We start from the raw sequence: 16,126 nt of genomic DNA, 5'->3' as shown, positions 1-16,126 counted from the left end.
AAAGTTATCTTAATTTAAGGAGACTTTAATATGAAATTAGCATTTATTTATTCAGGACAAGGCGCACAATATTTAGGTATGGGTGAGTCTTTGTATAAAAATTATGAAGTGTTTAAAAATCACCTTGATGAGGCGAGTAATATTTTAGGTGAAGACTTAAAAGACATCATGTTTAATCAAGAAGAAAAGCTTAATCAAACAATTTATGCACAACCAGCAATATTCACCTTAAGCGTAGGTATAACTAAACTACTTAATGAACAAGGCATCTTAAGTGAAGGGTCTTGTGGATTATCCCTTGGTGAATATGGAGCGATGTTTGACCAAGGCGTTTTTAGTTTTGAGGATGGATTAAGAACGATTATCCATCGTGCTTACTTTATGAATGAAGCAACAAAGAAAATCAAGTCAAAAATGGTCGCTTTACTTGGAGATTTAGATCAAGTCAAAGCCCTAGTAGAAAAGTTTGATGATATTTATATTGCAAACTATAATTTACCTTCACAGTATGTCGTGGGTGGTCCTAAAGCATCACTTGAAGTGTTAGTTGAACAAGCAAGTGATTTTGGGATTAAGCGTGCTATCATGTTAGAAACTAGCGGTGCATTTCACACCCCTTATATGGAAGAAGCAGCAAATGGATTTAACGATTATATAAAATATGTAAAATTAAATGAGCCTAACAAAGCTTTCTACATTAATACAACCGGAAAAAAATACGAACAAAATTTAGCAAAACAAATGGTTGATCAAATCACACAACCCGTCTTATTTTATCCAATGATTGAAATGATGATAAAAGATGGATTTGATACATTTATTGAATTAGGCCCTAAAGCGACATTAAAAGCGATGGTTAAAAAAATCAACCGCAATGTCAGTGTATTTAACATTGAAGATCACGACTCTCTTCAAAGTACTTTAGCGTCTTTAAAGGAGATGGATTAAGATGAAATTTAAAGGAAAATCAGTTATAGTTACAGGTGGGTCTAACGGAATAGGAAAAGCCATTGCACTGCATTTTGGTAAAGAAGGTGCGTTTGTTACAGTAAATTACGCTTCCTCAGAAACTTCGGCACTAGAAGTGGTTAAAATGATTGAAGAAAGTGGCGGAAAAGCCATTGCTTATAAGGCAAATGTTGCAAGTTACGAAGAATCAGAAGCCCTTGTGAATAAAGCCATTGAAACCTATGGTAAAGTCGATATTTTAATTAATAATTCAGGGATAACCAAAGATCAGTTAATGCTTAGAATGAGTGAAGATGATTTTGATCAGGTTATTAATGTCAACTTAAAAGGGACATGGAACATGATTAAACACGCAACCCGCCCTATGTTAAAACAAAAATACGGACGAATCATTAATATTTCAAGTGTGGTTGGCTTAATCGGAAATCCAGGACAAGCTAATTATGTTGCTTCAAAAGCCGGTGTTATTGGAATGACTAAAGCATTAGCAAAAGAATTTGGAAAAAAACAAGTAACTGTAAATGCCGTTGCACCAGGATTTATTGAAACTAAAATGACAGATAATTTACCAGAAGCTGTAAAAATTTATTATTTAGACCAAATTCCACTTGGAAGATTAGGCCAAGTTGAAGATATTGCCAATGCTGTTGCTTTTTTAGCAAGCGATGAAGCAGGCTACATTACAGGACAAACTATTAGTGTCAATGGAGGGATGATTTAATGAAACGACGTGTTGTTGTTACAGGGATTGGGACCATAAACCCATTAGGTCATGATGCAATTACAACTTGGGAAGCTGCTAAAAGTGGTACCAATGGAATTGATTTTATTAAAAGAATTGATACAACAAATCTAGAAACTAAAATTGCTGCAGAAGTTAAAGATTTCGATGTAAACGAATACCTTGGTAGAAAAGAAGCAAGACGATTAGACCGTTTTACACAATTTTCTATTATAGCAAGTGATGAAGCAATTAAAGATGCTGCTTTTGATATGGAAACACTCGATAAAGATAGAGTTGGCGTTTACTATAGTAGCGGGATTGGCGGATTAGAAACGATTGCCCAAGAACATAGCAAAGGCTTAGAAAAAGGATTCCACAGAATCTCTCCATTTTTCATTCCTAATTCTATTATTAATATTGCTGCTGGTAATATAGCTATCAAATACGGTTTTCATGGTCCTGCAACCGCAAGTGTTACTGCTTGTGCTAGTGCAACCAATACAATTGGTGAAGCGTTTAGAGCTATTCGTGATGGGTATTTAGAAGTAGCGATAAGTGGAGGCTCTGAGGCGAGTATTACTGATTTAGGACTTGCAGGTTTTTATGTAATGCAAGCATTAAGTGATTCAGACGATCCTGCTTATTCATCAACTCCGTTTGATTTAAACAGAAGTGGATTTGTTATGGGTGAAGGAGCGGCAACGCTTATACTTGAATCATATGAGCATGCTAAAGCACGTGGTGCTAAGATCTATGGTGAAATTGTTGGTTACGGCGCAACTTGTGATGCCACTCATATTACAAGTCCAGATCCTGAAGGTACTGGAGCAATGAACTGTATGCGTATTGCCTTAGCAGATGGAAATGTACCGCTTGAAGACGTTGGATACATTAATGCACACGGGACATCAACTCCTTTAAATGATCGAATCGAGTCTTTAGCGATTAAACGTTTATTTAATGAACATGCTTATAAGTTATCAGTAAGTTCTACAAAATCGATGACAGGGCATTTACTAGGGGCTAGTGGTGCAATTGAAGCAATATTCTCTATTCTAGCTTTACGCGATGGATTTATTCCACCAACTATTGGTTATAAAACACCTGACCCAAATTGTGATTTAGATTATACTATTAATAAAGGGAAAGAAAAAAATATACAGTATGCTTTATCAAACTCGTTAGGATTTGGTGGGCATAACGCAACAGTTGTATTTAAAAAGTGGGAGGAATAAGATGTTAAACAGTAATGAAATTCAAAAAATCATTCCGCATCGTTATCCATTTTTACTTGTTGATCGTGTACTTGAATTAGAAGTAGGAAAACGTGTAAAAGCCATTAAAAATGTTACGGCCTCAGAAGCGCACTTTCAAGGACATTTTCCAGAAGAGCATGTAATGCCGGGCGTTTTAATTATTGAAGCCTTAGCACAAGCGGGTGCGGTAGCGATTTTAAGTGATGAATCATTTAAAGGGAAAACTGCCTATTTTGCTGGTATTGATAATTGTCGTTTTAAACGTAAAGTTGTTCCTGGGGATACTTTAATACTAGAACTAGAAATTACTAAAATGCGTGGACCAGTAGGTAAAGGCACTGCAAAAGCTTATGTAGGTGATGAACTAGCTGCAAGCGCAGAGTTAACATTCGCAATTGGAAAATAACATTAAAAAAATGCTACCTCGGTAGCATTTTTATTTTCCTGTAGAACCGAAGCCACCATTACGTTTTTCATTGATTGGTGGTTCATTGGTAATGGTCAAATACTTCATAAATATTCCTTGTGCAATCCGTGTACCTTTAGGAATGGTTTGTATCTCATTGGTAAAATTAATCAGTGAGACAAAAATCGCACCATCATTATCAGGGTTTCCGTAATAATCAGCATCGATAATCCCCACATTGTTTGGTATGGTAACTCCGAAAGTTCTTGGTAAGGAACTTCTTGGATATAATTTTAAAACCTCATCCTCTTGCATAAAAGCTTTCACACCGGTTTTAGCGAGTTTAATTTCGTTTGGATTAATTACTAAATCTTCACAAGTTTCAAAATCATAACCAGCACTAGCATGGGTTGATCGTTTGGGTAAATTTATGGTTAATTTTTCATAACCTTTAGCAACTTCAAAACCTCTCATCCTATCAATTCCTTTACCATTTTTAATAATTATATCATGAAATCGCCACAAATTTAACAAATCTCTCCTTGACATTATCAACCCATAAAGACTAAACTAATAATAGAAACATTAGGTGTCTTACGACATAACAGGGAATTGGGTGTAAATCCCAAGCTGTCCCAGCAACCGTAACGCGGACGAAATGCAAACAACCACTGCTTTAGCGGGAAGGTGCATAGTAGGATGAAGCCGAGCCGGTAGACCTACCTAGTATTTTTAATCACATTACACTCCTGGGTATGAGTAGTAACGTTTATCTATAAACGATTTTTTCGTATTTTATAGATAGCCGTACGCCATCTGGGAGGATGGTTTTTTTATTTTCAAAATAGATTAGAGGAGGAAAATAATGAAAAAACTATTCTCACTAGCTATAGTTATCTTAATGACTATATCTTTAGTCGCTTGTACACAACCAAGTGACACAACACGTATTGAAGAACTAGAAGCAACAATCAGCGAAAAAGAAGCACTTATTGACAATTTATTATTGTTACTAGAAGACAAAGAAGTAGCGCTTAGCGACCTTCAAGACACCATCACAGCCCTTCAAGCAGAAATTGATGCGTTGCGTGCAGAACTTTATGATGGCACCATCATTTTCACAGTCGCAATTAATGGCGAGCAATTAACACAAGTGGTTCATTATAATGAAGAAGATGCGTACACATTGCTTGATTTATTAATGCAAGGATTTGATGTTGAGTTTGATGACTTTGGTTGGGGAAAATTTGTTACACGTATTGAAGGATTAACAACTAAATACGGGAACTTTATCTCAATCTCTAAAAATGGCGAAGCCTCAATGGTTGGGATTGAAGACTTAACTTACGAGGACCAAGATGTTATCCACTTTGAATTAATCTGGTGGGATACAACGGCATTAAGTATCCATGAAGCCATTGAAGGATTCTTAGATAATTATATTGACTCATATTTATATGATTCACTACATTACTATGTGTTACCAGGATTATATCATTTAGGTATTATTGATATATATGATCAAACGATTCCGGAAACGCTGGTTGAAGAAACGGCTAATGATTACGTTAAAAGCATTTTAATTTATCAGTCTTTAGGACTAGATGTTACAGATTTAACAGAAGAGTTATTCGATTTAAAATCGGTATCACATCCTTATCCGACTGCTTTACAAATTATTGCTCTATCAGCAAACGATTCACTTGATTTAGACGCATTTAAAGCAAATTTCATAACTGATTTAAATGGACGTGAGTTAGCAGAACTTGATTTAGACACATTAAGTTTAGTTTTACTTGCACTTTCATTGATTGAAGATACAGAAACATTAGAAAATGACATTATATCCATTATTGAACAATTGTTATATATGAGTGCTTATGGCGATAATGCAGCATCGTTCGCACATGTGATCATGGCGCTAGTTAGTCATGACATCGATCCTAAAGATTCAGCTTTCAACGATTCAGAAGGCGTATCTTTAATTGAAAACTTCTTAAAGTTCCATTCAGGTACAGGTAGTTTTTATTATAAAATGGATGATTTAGAAGCAGATTTATACTTCTCAACACCTCAAGCATTTTTAGCACTTGTTGTTTATGAACAATATTTAAATACTTTTGATGAGGTCCATCCATTTATATTCGAATAAAAAAGCGGTGATTAGATGAAATTATTAATTAGTTCGATTGTACTAATCCTTATGAGTGGGTTTTGGTATGCATCGGCTGGATATAACCCTTATGAACAAAGTGACGCTGAAGGGGCTATACAAATTATTGTTATTGATGAGTTTGGTGAAATAGTTGTTCAAGATACAATCTCGTTTAATGATGAAGATACTTTGTTAAGTTTATTATTAGCAAATTATCATGTAACCACACAACCTTCAGTTAGTTCATCTTTAACAGGGACTGTTATTTTAGGGATTGATACAGTCGTCACAGATTTTGAATCGGATTTTATCCGTATTCTTATTGATGGCTATCTTTATGACCGTAACGGTGATTTAGTCGAAATGAATCGAAAAATGTCTAGTTTAGGCATAGATTTAATACCGCTAATTGATGGAAACACTTATATTTTCGAATATGCCCAAGTTAATGGGAAAGGCGGAAACTCATAGTGGAGTTAAAACGCGTCATATTCATGTCTATGTGTGTCACCATATTATTTGTTCAAGAACAGATGTTGGTGTTTATTCCTAATGTACAATTTACGACATTACTGATTGTTTTATTTAGTTCTATTTTCAAGCTTAAAGAAACAATTGTCATTATCATTGTTTACGTACTTTTGGATAATATTTATATGGGTACGCTTTATCCATTGATGCTTGCACCAATGCTTATAGCGTGGTTGTTAATTCCAATCAGTTATCATACGATTTTAAGACGAACTAAAAATGAAATTAAACTCGCACTTTTTGGATTGATCTTCGGATTTGTTTACGGATGGATTTATATTCCGTTTCGCATGATTGAACAAGAGATATTTGATTTCTGGGCGTACTTAATTTTAGATATTCCATTTGAAATTATCATGGCAATTAGTAACTTTGTCACCATCATGTGGTTATTCAAACCCTTATATAAAACATTAAGTACAGAAATGATACAACTCGAATCTGAAAATGGGTATTCGAGCAAAAATTCTTAATTTTCAAAACAAAAACACTTGCTTTGCGAGTGTTTTTTTGTTATACTACTAAATGCCGTAAAATACACACACAAGAGGAGCTTTTTCCCATGAGCTGTTTAAGAAAACAGTGGGAAATAAGTGTTGACGTTTGTGGAGGGTAAAATCAAAAAATATAGGAGGAATGAGATTATGGCAGTTATTACAATGAAACAATTGTTAGAATCTGGTGTTCATTTTGGACATCAAACACGTCGTTGGGATCCGAAAATGGATAAGTATATTTATACTTCTCGTAACGGTATCCACATCATTGATTTACAAAAAACCGTAGTTTTTATCGAAGAGAGTTATGCAAAACTTTTAGAAATATCAAAAGACGGTGGGAAAGTATTATTTGTAGGAACCAAAAAACAAGCTGCAGAAGTTATTGAAGAAGAAGCAGTTCGTGCTGGAGCTTACTATGTATCAAAACGTTGGTTAGGGGGAACTTTAACTAACTTTAAAACGATTCGTAAAAGTATTCGTCGTTTACATGAAATCAAACAAATGGAATCAGACGGAACATTCGATCGTTTACCTAAAAAAGAAGTTATTGGATTACGTAAAGAGTTAGCACGTTTAGAAGCATTCTTAGGTGGAATCCAAGATATGAGAACTTTACCGGATGCAGTATTTATTGTAGACCCACGTAAAGAAAGAAATGCAATTTTAGAAGCAAAAAAATTAGGTATCCCTGTATTCGGTATGGTAGATACCAACTGTAATCCAGATGAATTAGATTACATTATTCCAGCAAATGACGATGCAATTCGTTCTATTAAAGTTATTGTTAGTACAATGGTTAATGCTTTAGTTGAAGGCGCTGGTGGAGAAATTGTAGAATTACCTCCTAAAGAAGAACGCCAAGAACGCCCTGCTAGAAGACCTGAAAGAAGAGATGGCAGAACTGACAGACCTGATAGAAGAGACAATAGATCTGACAGACCTGACAATAGAAAACCAGCACCTAAAAAATATGAAGCACCTAAAAAATACGAAGCACCTAAAAAATACGAAGCACCTAAAACTGCTCCAAAAGCAGAAGTAAAACCAGAAGTAAAACAAGAAGCAAAACCAGTTGTTAAGCAAGAAGCAAAACCAGTTGTTAAGCAAGAAGCAAAACCAGTTGTTAAACAAGAAGCAAAACCAGTTGTTAAACCAGAAGCAAAACCAGAAGTGAAATCAGCACCTAAAAAGGTAGAGCCTAAAGTTGAAACGAAAGTTGCAGATAAATTCGAAGACAAAACAGTTGTAGAATTAAGAGAAATTGCTAAAGAATCTGGTCTTACAGGATATTCAAAACTTAAAAAAGCTGAACTTATTGAAGCTTTAAGAAAATAAATGAGAGAGCTTCAATGCTCTCTTTTTCAAGAAAACTTTAACGACTATTTTATTACAACACTAGATATGGTAAAATATTTAGTGAGACAAAATCATATTGGAGGTATATCATGGCAGTAACAGCAGCATTAGTAAAACAGTTACGTGACAAAACCGGAGCTGGTATGTTAGATTGTAAAAAAGCCTTAGAAGAAACTAACGAGGATATCGATAAAGCGATTGATTACTTAAGAGAAAAAGGTATTGCAAAAGCAGCTAAAAAAGCAGATCGCATTGCAGCTGAAGGATTATGCAACATTTTAGTAGAAGGTAATAAAGCAGTTTTATTTGAGTTGAACTCAGAAACAGACTTCGTTGCTAAAAACACTGAGTTTTTAACACTACTAGATAATATCGGAAAAGCAATTTTAGCATCAGGTGCTAAAAATTTAGAAGAGGCTTTAAACGTTACCATTGATGGAAAACGTATTGAAGACGTCGTCGTAGATGCAACAGCAAAAATCGGTGAGAAGTTATCTTTAAGACGTGTGTATGTGGTTGAAAAATCAGACAACATGAATTTTGGTGCTTATTCACATATGGGTGGAAAAATTGTTTCACTCAGCATTATTGAAAATGGAACTGAAGAAGTCGCTAAAGATATTGCAATGCATGTTGCAGCGATTAATCCACGTTACATTAACCAAGACCAAATCAGCGAAGATGTTATCGCTCACGAACGTGAAGTATTAAGAAACGAAGCATTAAATGAAGGTAAGCCTGAATCAATCGTTGATAAAATGGTAATTGGGCGTTTAAACAAGTTCTTAAAAGAAATTTGTTTAATAAACCAACCATTTGTTAAGAACCCAGACATTACAGTTGAACAATTCGCGAAAGAAGCGAACGCTTCAATCGTGTCATTTATTCGTTTAGAAGTTGGCGAAGGTATTGAAAAACGTCAAGATGATTTTGCAAGCGAAGTTCAAGCACAAATGAAACAAGCTTAATTGAATTTAGGACACTTTTTTGTGTCCTAATTTTATAGGGGGAGAATATATGAGTGAAAAAAAGCGACTAATTATTAAGTTAAGTGGTGAGGCGTTAAGTGGAAAAAGCGACAAAGGTATTGACCCGTTACGTGTTAAAGAAATTGCACTAGAAATTAAAGATGCCTATGATTTAGGATTATTTGAAATAGGTGTCATTATTGGTGGCGGAAATATTTGGCGTGGTAAAACTGCAAGTGAAATGGGTATGGAACGAAGCAGTGCAGATTACATGGGGATGATCGCAACGATAATGAATGCACTTGCTTTACAAAATGCTTTAGAAACACTCGGTGTTGAAACACGCACAATGACCAGTTTAAATATTCCACAAGTGGCTGAACCCTATATTAGAAGAAAAGCGATTAGTAACTTAGAAAAAGGGATGATTGTAATCTTTGGTGGGGGAACAGGCAATCCGTATTTTAGTACAGATACTACAAGTGCACTTCGTGCTGCAGAAATCGGTGCTAGAACCATTTTAATGGCAAAAAACGGAACAGATGGTGTGTATGACAAAGACCCTCGTTTCCATAATGATGCTGTTAAATATACAACGTTAACCCATCACGAAGTATTAGAAAATGGCTTACAAGTTATGGACTCTACAGCCGCAGCGTTATGCAAGGATAATGATATTGAAATTGTCGTATTTGATATGAACATTAAGGGTAATATTAAAAGAGCGGCCCTTGGTGAAAATATAGGAACAGTTATTAAATAAGGAGGTTTATTATTATGTTGGATGAAATTTTATTAGATGCCGAAGAAAGAATGATTGGCGCAATTAATGCATTACAAAGAGAATTTTCAAAAGTCCGTACAGGACGCGCAAATCCTAAATTACTAAACACAGTTCGTGTAAATTATTATGGAACTGAAACCCCGATTAATCAATTAGGTGGCATTTCAGTACCAGAACCAACTCAATTGCTGATTAAACCTTATGACAGAAGCGTTGTAAAAGAAGTAGAAAAAGCAATTCTAGCAGCTAACTTAGGGATTACACCTCAAAATGAAGGTGATCAAATTAGAATTGTGTTACCTCAATTAAACGAAGAACGTCGTAAACAACTTGTTAAAGAAGTTAAAAAACTTACTGAAGACGCTAAAGTAGCGATTCGTAATATTCGTCGTGATGCTAATGATCATATTAAAAAACTAGAGAAATCTGGTGATGTTTCTGAGGATGATTCAAAAGGCTATCAAGAAGATGTTCAAACCTTAACTGATCAATATATCGAAAGTGCTGATAAAGCGTTAGTAGAAAAAGAAAACGATTTAATGCATATTTAGCTAAAACCACCAACTGGTGGTTTTATTTTTATAATTATATAAGCTATTATTTAAAATACAGATTCTGTAAAAACACTGATTTTACATGGCATTAAAAGGGCTTTTGTTGTATAATATTATGTGCAATTGAAAACGAGGTGAACATCATTGAGACTAAAAAATAAAGTATTATCTAATAAAGTACCAGACCATATCGCAATCATATTAGATGGCAACGGACGTTGGGCTAAAAAAAGAGGGCTTGATCGTTCTTTTGGTCATAAACAAGGTGCTGTTAACTTAGAAAAAATCACCCTCGAGTGTTTATCTTTAGGTGTGAAGGTATTAAGTGTCTATGCTTTTAGTACTGAAAACTGGAAAAGACCTAAAGATGAAATTGATTATTTAATGAATTTACCTAAAGTTTTTGAAAATGAATACAAGGATTCTTTTGAACACTATGATGTTCGTGTTGTTTTTAGTGGAAGAAGAGATCGATTAAGTAAAGAAAATGTAGCATTACTAGAACGTGTAGAAAAAGACTCATCAAAACGTAAAGGCATTATTTTAAATGTCTGCTTAGATTATGGAAGTAAAGATGAACTTGTTAATGCTGCTAAAGCAATTGCTAAAAAAGTTAAAGAAAATAAGTTAAGTGTTGAAGCAATTAACGAAGAAGTTTTCCAAAACCACTTATATACTAAAGGGTTACCTGAGGTTGATTTACTAATTAGAACAAGTGGTGAAATCAGACTGAGTAACTACTTGCTTTGGCAAGTAGCGTATGCTGAGTTTTATTTCACAAAAACTCATTGGCCAGCATTTAATGAAAAAGCACTTTACAAAGCCATTAGAAGTTATCAAAATAGAAACCGTAAATTCGGTGGATTAAAAGGGTGATAAGATGAAAACACGCGTTATAACTGGACTTGTATTAGCATGCTTACTTATCCCGCTTTTATTTGTCCATCGATTTGTCTTTTTTGGTGTATTAGGTGTATTTACATTAATTGCAAGTTATGAAATGTTTCATATGTACCAAAATAAGCATGTTATCAAAAATGCCTTTATGATTTACCTCGGTTTTGGTACACTGTCATTATATGGCGTCATTCTTGGTACATATCTTAATTTTTTTATGGTTGAAAGTCTATTAATTTGGTTATTACTCATTGTCTTAATTGGCTTAATGCTTAAAGTCTTTTCTGAAGCATTTACGGGTGAAATATTAGGAAAATTCCTTTTAGCTATGCTTTATGTAGGCTTATCATTTTCAGCTTTAAGTATGGTAAGAGAGTTAGGCATTTATGCGTTGCTATATTTAATTATTTTAGCTATGGTCACAGATATGTTTGCATATTTTGTGGGTGTAAAGTTTGGGAGACATCGTTTAGCACCGAAAATAAGTCCGAAAAAATCAATAGAGGGCTCTATTGGTGGTAGTTTCTTCGGGGTTTTATTTGGAACCATATTTGCTCTTAATTTTAGTGTCTTTCAAATTGAAACCACGTGGATTTTAATCCTTGTTGCAATATTCACTGGGTTGTTTGTAAGTATCATTGCACAAATTGGTGATTTAGTTGCATCTGGTTTTAAACGAGAACATGATATAAAAGATTTTTCACAGTTGTTCCCAGGTCATGGTGGCGTATTAGATCGTTTTGATTCTAGTAGTTTTGCGGCAATTGCCTTTATGATTGTGATGATTATAATTGGAGTGCTTTAAGATGAAGAAAGTTGTTATTTTAGGTGCAAGCGGTAGTATCGGTCGTCAAGCAATCGATATTATAAATGAATACCCAAATGCATTTAAGCTAATTGGGGTTACAGCCAATCATAGCGTTGAGCAATTGATTTCTATTTGTGAAGGTCATGAAGTTGAATATCTTGCCTTAAATAAACAATATGAAGATGTCATTAAAGAAGCATTACCCTTAGTGACGTTTTTTTCAACTGAATCACTAACCGATTTCATTGAGGCATTGCCTAATGAAACAGTAATTATCAATGCCTTAGTTGGTAGTGTTGGTTTAGCACCAACCATAAGTGCAATTAAAAGAGATTTTGATATTTTACTCGCTAACAAAGAAACACTAGTAGTTGGTGGAGAAATCATTAAACCGTTATTAAAATCATCCAAATCAAAGTTAATCCCTATTGATAGTGAACATTCTGCTTTAGCACAATGTTTACAAGGTCATAAACTTGACGATGTAGAAAAAATCATCATTACTGCAAGTGGTGGGAGTTTCAGAGACTTATCAAAAGAAGCATTAAAACAAGTCACTGTAGAAGATGCATTAAAACATCCCAACTGGTCTATGGGTGCTAAAATAACAATTGATTCTGCAACAATGATGAATAAGGTGTTTGAAGTTATTGAAGCGCATTATTTGTTTGATTTAGATTACAGTCAAATAGAAGCAATCATACACAAAGAAAGTGTGATTCATGGTATGGTATATTATAAGGATGGTAATGTTTTGGCCCATCTTGGTCCTTCAGACATGCATATCCCTATTTTGACCGCCTTACAAGGCGTGACCCGTTTAAAGTATCCATCACTGTTTGATTTAACAAAGTTTCACACCTTACATTTTGAAGCGATTGACCCGTTTAAATATCCACTGTTTGATTTAGGGATGTCTGTGGCTAAAAAGAAAGGGTTACATATTGTGACGTTAAATGCAGCAAACGAAGAGGCAGTAGCATTATTTTTAAATAAAAAAATACCGTTTTTAGAAATAGAAACGATTATTATAGAATGTTTGAACCATTTTGATCAGTCTAATCATTTAACATTAGAAAAAATATTAGCGCATGACCAAGCGGTTCGTAAATTTGTACATGATAAATATTTGGATGGTGAATAGTATGTTATTACTAGATTTATTAACAATTTTACTCAATATATTAGCATTTGTTTTTATGTTAGGACTCGTGATTTTACTTCACGAATTAGGACATTTCATAATGGCAAAACGTGCAGGGATTTTATGCCATGAATTCGCTATTGGTATGGGCCCTATTTTATATAGTAAGAAAAAAGGGGAAACAACTTATAGTATCCGAGCAATTCCTATCGGTGGCTTTGTTATGATGGCAGGGGAAGAATTAAACGATGAACTCGTTAAAGTCGGTCAGGAAATACGGGTATTGTTAGATGGTGAACTGAATATTACACATATCATTTTAAATAAAGATGATGCGCGCTATCAAGAGGCCATGCTTATTGAAGTAGACCATGTGGATTTAAAATCTAAAAATGGTGAAGCATTACGTATTAATGAATATGAAGTGTTACCTAATGCTTATTATGTAATGCAAAAAAAAGAATTGCAAATTGCGCCTTATGATCGTAGTTTTGAATCTAAAACCATTACGCAGCGTTTTGCGACGATTTTTGCAGGCCCGTTTATGAATTTTGTCTTAGCATTTATATTATTTGTGTTTGTCGCATTTATTGTAGGGTTACCTAATCAAGATACGAATGAACTAGGTGAAATTAATCCAAATCTACCTGCGGGAGAAGTTTTAGAAGTTGGAGATCGTATTATATCTATTGAAGGAAAACCAGTTGAAACTTGGTCAGATTTATCACGTATTATGCGTGAAGAAGAAGGTAACCGCTCAATCTCTTTTGTTATAGACCGAGATGGTACTTTATTAAATTTTGAAATTTCACCAGTGTTATCATTTTATAATGCGGGATTTAGCTCGGATATAAATGCGCCACAAGAATTAATCATTGGAAGTGTTGGTGCTAGGTCACCAGCAGATAAAGCAGGTCTTAAAGTCGGGGACGAAATTTTTTCTATTGATGGAGTCGAAATGGTCATTTGGAACGATGTAATTCAAGCGATGCGTAACAATCCTGAGGGCGATGATATGAGTATCATTGTTATTCGTGATGGTGTACAACTTGAAAATCCGATTATTATAGGACCATTTAGTGAAAGTTTCTTAGAAGGTCAAGGTGTTAACTTTATTCAAGCAGCACTAGGTGTCTCACCAACCTATGAAAGAGAGTTCTTTGGAAGTTTTACTTATGGTGTAAGAGCGACTGTAGGGGCAATGGGCATGATATTTGCGACAATTGGGGCTTTATTTTCTGAAAGTAGAGTCGGTGTTGGCGATTTAGCTGGACCGATTGGGATATTTACAATTACTGCAGCAGTTATACAGTCTGGATTTGTAGCATTCTTATCATGGATGGCTATTTTAAGTGTAAACTTAGGGATTATTAATTTATTACCAATTCCGGCGCTTGATGGTGGAAGATTAGTTTTCTTAGGCTATGAAGGTATTACAAAAAGACCAGTGAACAAACGTGTTGAAAATGCGTTACATTTATTGATGTATGTGTTGTTACTTACACTCTTTGTATTTGTATCGTTTAATGATATTTTACGTTTATTTAATTTAAGGTAGGTGTACTTATGAAACAGAGTTTATTATTTGTACCAACGTTAAAAGAAGCACCAAAAGATGCAGAAGTAAAAAGCCACAAACTAATGGCACGTGCGGGGCTTATTAAGCAAACAGCCGCAGGGATTTATACGTACTTACCACTTGGACACCGTGTAATCCGTAAAATTGAAAACATCATCCGTGAAGAATTAGATTCAAGAGGATGCAGTGAGCTTTTAATGCCTGCACTTCAACCAAGAGATTTATGGGAAGAATCTGGAAGATGGGACAAATACGGACCAGAGCTCATGCGTTTAAAAGACCGAAAAGATCGCGATTTTTGTTTAGGTCCGACCCATGAAGAAGTCATTACACAGTGTGTTCGTGATTATATTAATTCATACAAAAAATTACCTTTAGCACTTTACCAAATTCAAACGAAGTTTAGAGATGAAATGCGTCCTAGATTCGGTCTTATGAGAGGCCGCGAGTTTATTATGAAGGACTTATATACCTTTAGTGAAACGGCTGAGGATTTAAATTATTGGTATCAGTTAATGAAAGAAGCTTACACAGAGGTGTTTAGACGTAGTGGATTAGCAACTAAAATAGTTTCTTCTGACACAGGACAAATCGGTGGTGATGAAGCCGACGAATTTATGGTTATGAGTGAAGTTGGCGAAGATACGATTTCTTATTGCATGAGTTGTGATTATGCCGCTAATCAAGAATTTAGTGGATTAAGCGATAACGATGTATGCCCAAAATGCGGAGGAACTATTAAAACGGCTAAAGGCATTGAAGTCGGTAATATCTTTAAACTTGGCACTAAGTATTCTGTTAGTATGAATGCCTATTTTACAAGCCGAGAAGGTAAAAAAGAACCTGTGATTATGGGATGTTATGGTATTGGTATTAGTCGTACTTTAATGGCGTCTGTTGAACAACATAGTACAGATGACGCATTACTATGGCCAAAAGAAATTACCCCATTTGATATTCATTTAATTCCTGTTAATTATAAAGATGAAGCATTAGTTGATAAAGTTAATGCATTATACCTTTCATTAAATAAATCTTTTAATGTTTTACTTGATGATCGTGATGAACGTGCTGGGGTTAAATTTAAAGATGCTGATTTAATCGGTATTCCTATTCGTATTATTGTAGGAAAAGACTTTGATGAAGGGCATGTAGAGTTCATCAATCGTTATGAGAATTCTAAAGAAATAATTTCAGTTGACGATATTGTTTTGAAGATCAATTCTATATACTAAAAAACTTTAACTAATAGAGCGTTTTTGTTTGACAAAAGCGCTCTTTTTTTATACTATGTTTAATAGCGACCCATTTATATATATAGAGGATAAATATCTTCTTATATAAAAAAGAAAAAACTTCATCAAAAGGGTTGACTTTAAAAGTGATAAGTTATATACTCTTTACTGCGGGCTGAAACAAAACAGCAAAACTAAGCCCTGCATAAAAGAAAAAATAACTGAATAAATCGTATTAAAATGTTAATATGATTGACTAG

17 protein-coding genes, 1 pseudogene and 1 riboswitch are annotated in these 16,126 nt (G+C 34.5%); of the genes and pseudogenes, 17 read left to right on the top strand and 1 reads right to left on the bottom strand.

The window, feature by feature from the left end; translation table 11 throughout:
- Positions 1-30 precede the first annotated feature (30 nt).
- The 4 genes from ACHAJD_RS04040 to fabZ are packed head-to-tail and all read left to right on the top strand — an operon-like array spanning position 31 to position 3,355.
- Positions 31-948: an ACP S-malonyltransferase gene (locus ACHAJD_RS04040; RefSeq protein ID WP_435584585.1), complete on the top strand. Its 918-nt coding sequence runs from the start codon at positions 31-33 to the stop codon at positions 946-948.
- 1 nt (position 949) lies between these two features.
- Positions 950-1,690, top strand: a complete 741-nt coding sequence (fabG, locus tag ACHAJD_RS04035; RefSeq protein ID WP_435584584.1) for a 3-oxoacyl-[acyl-carrier-protein] reductase — start codon at positions 950-952, stop codon at positions 1,688-1,690.
- Complete coding sequence (fabF, locus tag ACHAJD_RS04030; RefSeq protein ID WP_435584583.1) at positions 1,690-2,928, top strand: beta-ketoacyl-ACP synthase II; 1,239 nt, start codon at positions 1,690-1,692, stop codon at positions 2,926-2,928. Before fabG ends, fabF begins: the two co-directional genes overlap by 1 nt.
- 1 nt (position 2,929) lies before the next feature.
- Positions 2,930-3,355, top strand: a complete 426-nt coding sequence (fabZ, locus tag ACHAJD_RS04025; RefSeq protein ID WP_435584582.1) for a 3-hydroxyacyl-ACP dehydratase FabZ — start codon at positions 2,930-2,932, stop codon at positions 3,353-3,355.
- A 30-nt stretch (positions 3,356-3,385) separates the two neighbouring features.
- Here the strand turns inward: fabZ and dut are convergent, their stop codons facing one another.
- Positions 3,386-3,889: a dUTP diphosphatase gene (gene dut, locus ACHAJD_RS04020; protein WP_435584581.1), complete on the bottom strand. Its 504-nt coding sequence runs from the start codon at positions 3,887-3,889 to the stop codon at positions 3,386-3,388.
- Positions 3,890-3,925: 36 nt separating this feature from the next.
- Positions 3,926-4,096, top strand: a riboswitch (cobalamin riboswitch).
- A 124-nt stretch (positions 4,097-4,220) separates the two neighbouring features.
- Here dut and ACHAJD_RS04015 point away from each other — a divergent pair.
- From ACHAJD_RS04015 to proS, 13 genes and pseudogenes are all read left to right on the top strand, one after another.
- Complete coding sequence (locus tag ACHAJD_RS04015) at positions 4,221-5,507, top strand: DUF4430 domain-containing protein (protein WP_435584580.1); 1,287 nt, start codon at positions 4,221-4,223, stop codon at positions 5,505-5,507.
- 15 nt (positions 5,508-5,522) lie between these two features.
- Positions 5,523-5,981: a hypothetical protein gene (locus ACHAJD_RS04010; protein WP_435584579.1), complete on the top strand. Its 459-nt coding sequence runs from the start codon at positions 5,523-5,525 to the stop codon at positions 5,979-5,981.
- Complete coding sequence (locus ACHAJD_RS04005; protein WP_435584578.1) at positions 5,981-6,514, top strand: hypothetical protein; 534 nt, start codon at positions 5,981-5,983, stop codon at positions 6,512-6,514. The genes ACHAJD_RS04010 and ACHAJD_RS04005 overlap by 1 nt, the downstream gene beginning before the upstream one ends.
- A gap of 171 nt (positions 6,515-6,685) precedes the next feature.
- Positions 6,686-7,369: pseudogene (rpsB, locus tag ACHAJD_RS04000) on the top strand (30S ribosomal protein S2); the annotation flags it as partial.
- A gap of 342 nt (positions 7,370-7,711) precedes the next feature.
- The gene (locus tag ACHAJD_RS03995; RefSeq protein WP_435584633.1) at positions 7,712-7,876 is read left to right on the top strand and encodes a Rho termination factor N-terminal domain-containing protein; all 165 of its coding nucleotides are present in this window, start codon (positions 7,712-7,714) and stop codon (positions 7,874-7,876) included.
- 110 nt (positions 7,877-7,986) lie between these two features.
- Positions 7,987-8,865 carry a translation elongation factor Ts gene (gene tsf, locus ACHAJD_RS03990; RefSeq protein ID WP_435584577.1) on the top strand — a complete coding sequence of 293 codons (879 nt, stop codon included), beginning with the start codon at positions 7,987-7,989 and terminating at the stop codon, positions 8,863-8,865.
- Between the two features lie 49 nt (positions 8,866-8,914).
- Complete coding sequence (pyrH, locus tag ACHAJD_RS03985; protein WP_435584576.1) at positions 8,915-9,628, top strand: UMP kinase; 714 nt, start codon at positions 8,915-8,917, stop codon at positions 9,626-9,628.
- 14 nt (positions 9,629-9,642) lie between these two features.
- Positions 9,643-10,200 (top strand): ribosome recycling factor, encoded by a 558-nt coding sequence (gene frr / locus ACHAJD_RS03980; RefSeq protein ID WP_435584575.1) that lies wholly within the window; start codon positions 9,643-9,645, stop codon positions 10,198-10,200.
- A 147-nt stretch (positions 10,201-10,347) separates the two neighbouring features.
- Positions 10,348-11,079 carry an undecaprenyl pyrophosphate synthase gene (gene uppS, locus ACHAJD_RS03975; protein WP_435584574.1) on the top strand — a complete coding sequence of 244 codons (732 nt, stop codon included), beginning with the start codon at positions 10,348-10,350 and terminating at the stop codon, positions 11,077-11,079.
- Between the two features lie 4 nt (positions 11,080-11,083).
- On the top strand, positions 11,084-11,905 hold the full coding sequence (locus tag ACHAJD_RS03970) for a phosphatidate cytidylyltransferase (RefSeq protein ID WP_435584573.1): 822 nt from the start codon (positions 11,084-11,086) through the stop codon (positions 11,903-11,905).
- Position 11,906: 1 nt separating this feature from the next.
- Positions 11,907-13,052 (top strand): 1-deoxy-D-xylulose-5-phosphate reductoisomerase, encoded by a 1,146-nt coding sequence (dxr, locus tag ACHAJD_RS03965; protein WP_435584572.1) that lies wholly within the window; start codon positions 11,907-11,909, stop codon positions 13,050-13,052.
- Between the two features lies 1 nt (position 13,053).
- A complete protein-coding gene (gene rseP / locus ACHAJD_RS03960; protein WP_435584571.1) occupies positions 13,054-14,610 on the top strand; it encodes an RIP metalloprotease RseP in 1,557 nt (518 codons plus the stop codon).
- A gap of 8 nt (positions 14,611-14,618) precedes the next feature.
- Entirely contained in the window at positions 14,619-15,866 is a 1,248-nt protein-coding gene (gene proS / locus ACHAJD_RS03955; RefSeq protein ID WP_435584570.1) for a proline--tRNA ligase, read from the top strand.
- Positions 15,867-16,126: the final 260 nt, after the last annotated feature.

Origin of the sequence: Liberiplasma polymorphum (genome assembly GCF_043951795.1) — a bacterium.
In the GTDB taxonomy this organism is placed as follows: Bacteria; Bacillota_I; Bacilli_A; order Izemoplasmatales; family Izemoplasmataceae; genus Liberiplasma; species Liberiplasma polymorphum.
The sequence above is the reverse complement of the archived record's forward strand: the minus strand, read 5'-3'. Positions and strand labels throughout refer to the sequence as shown.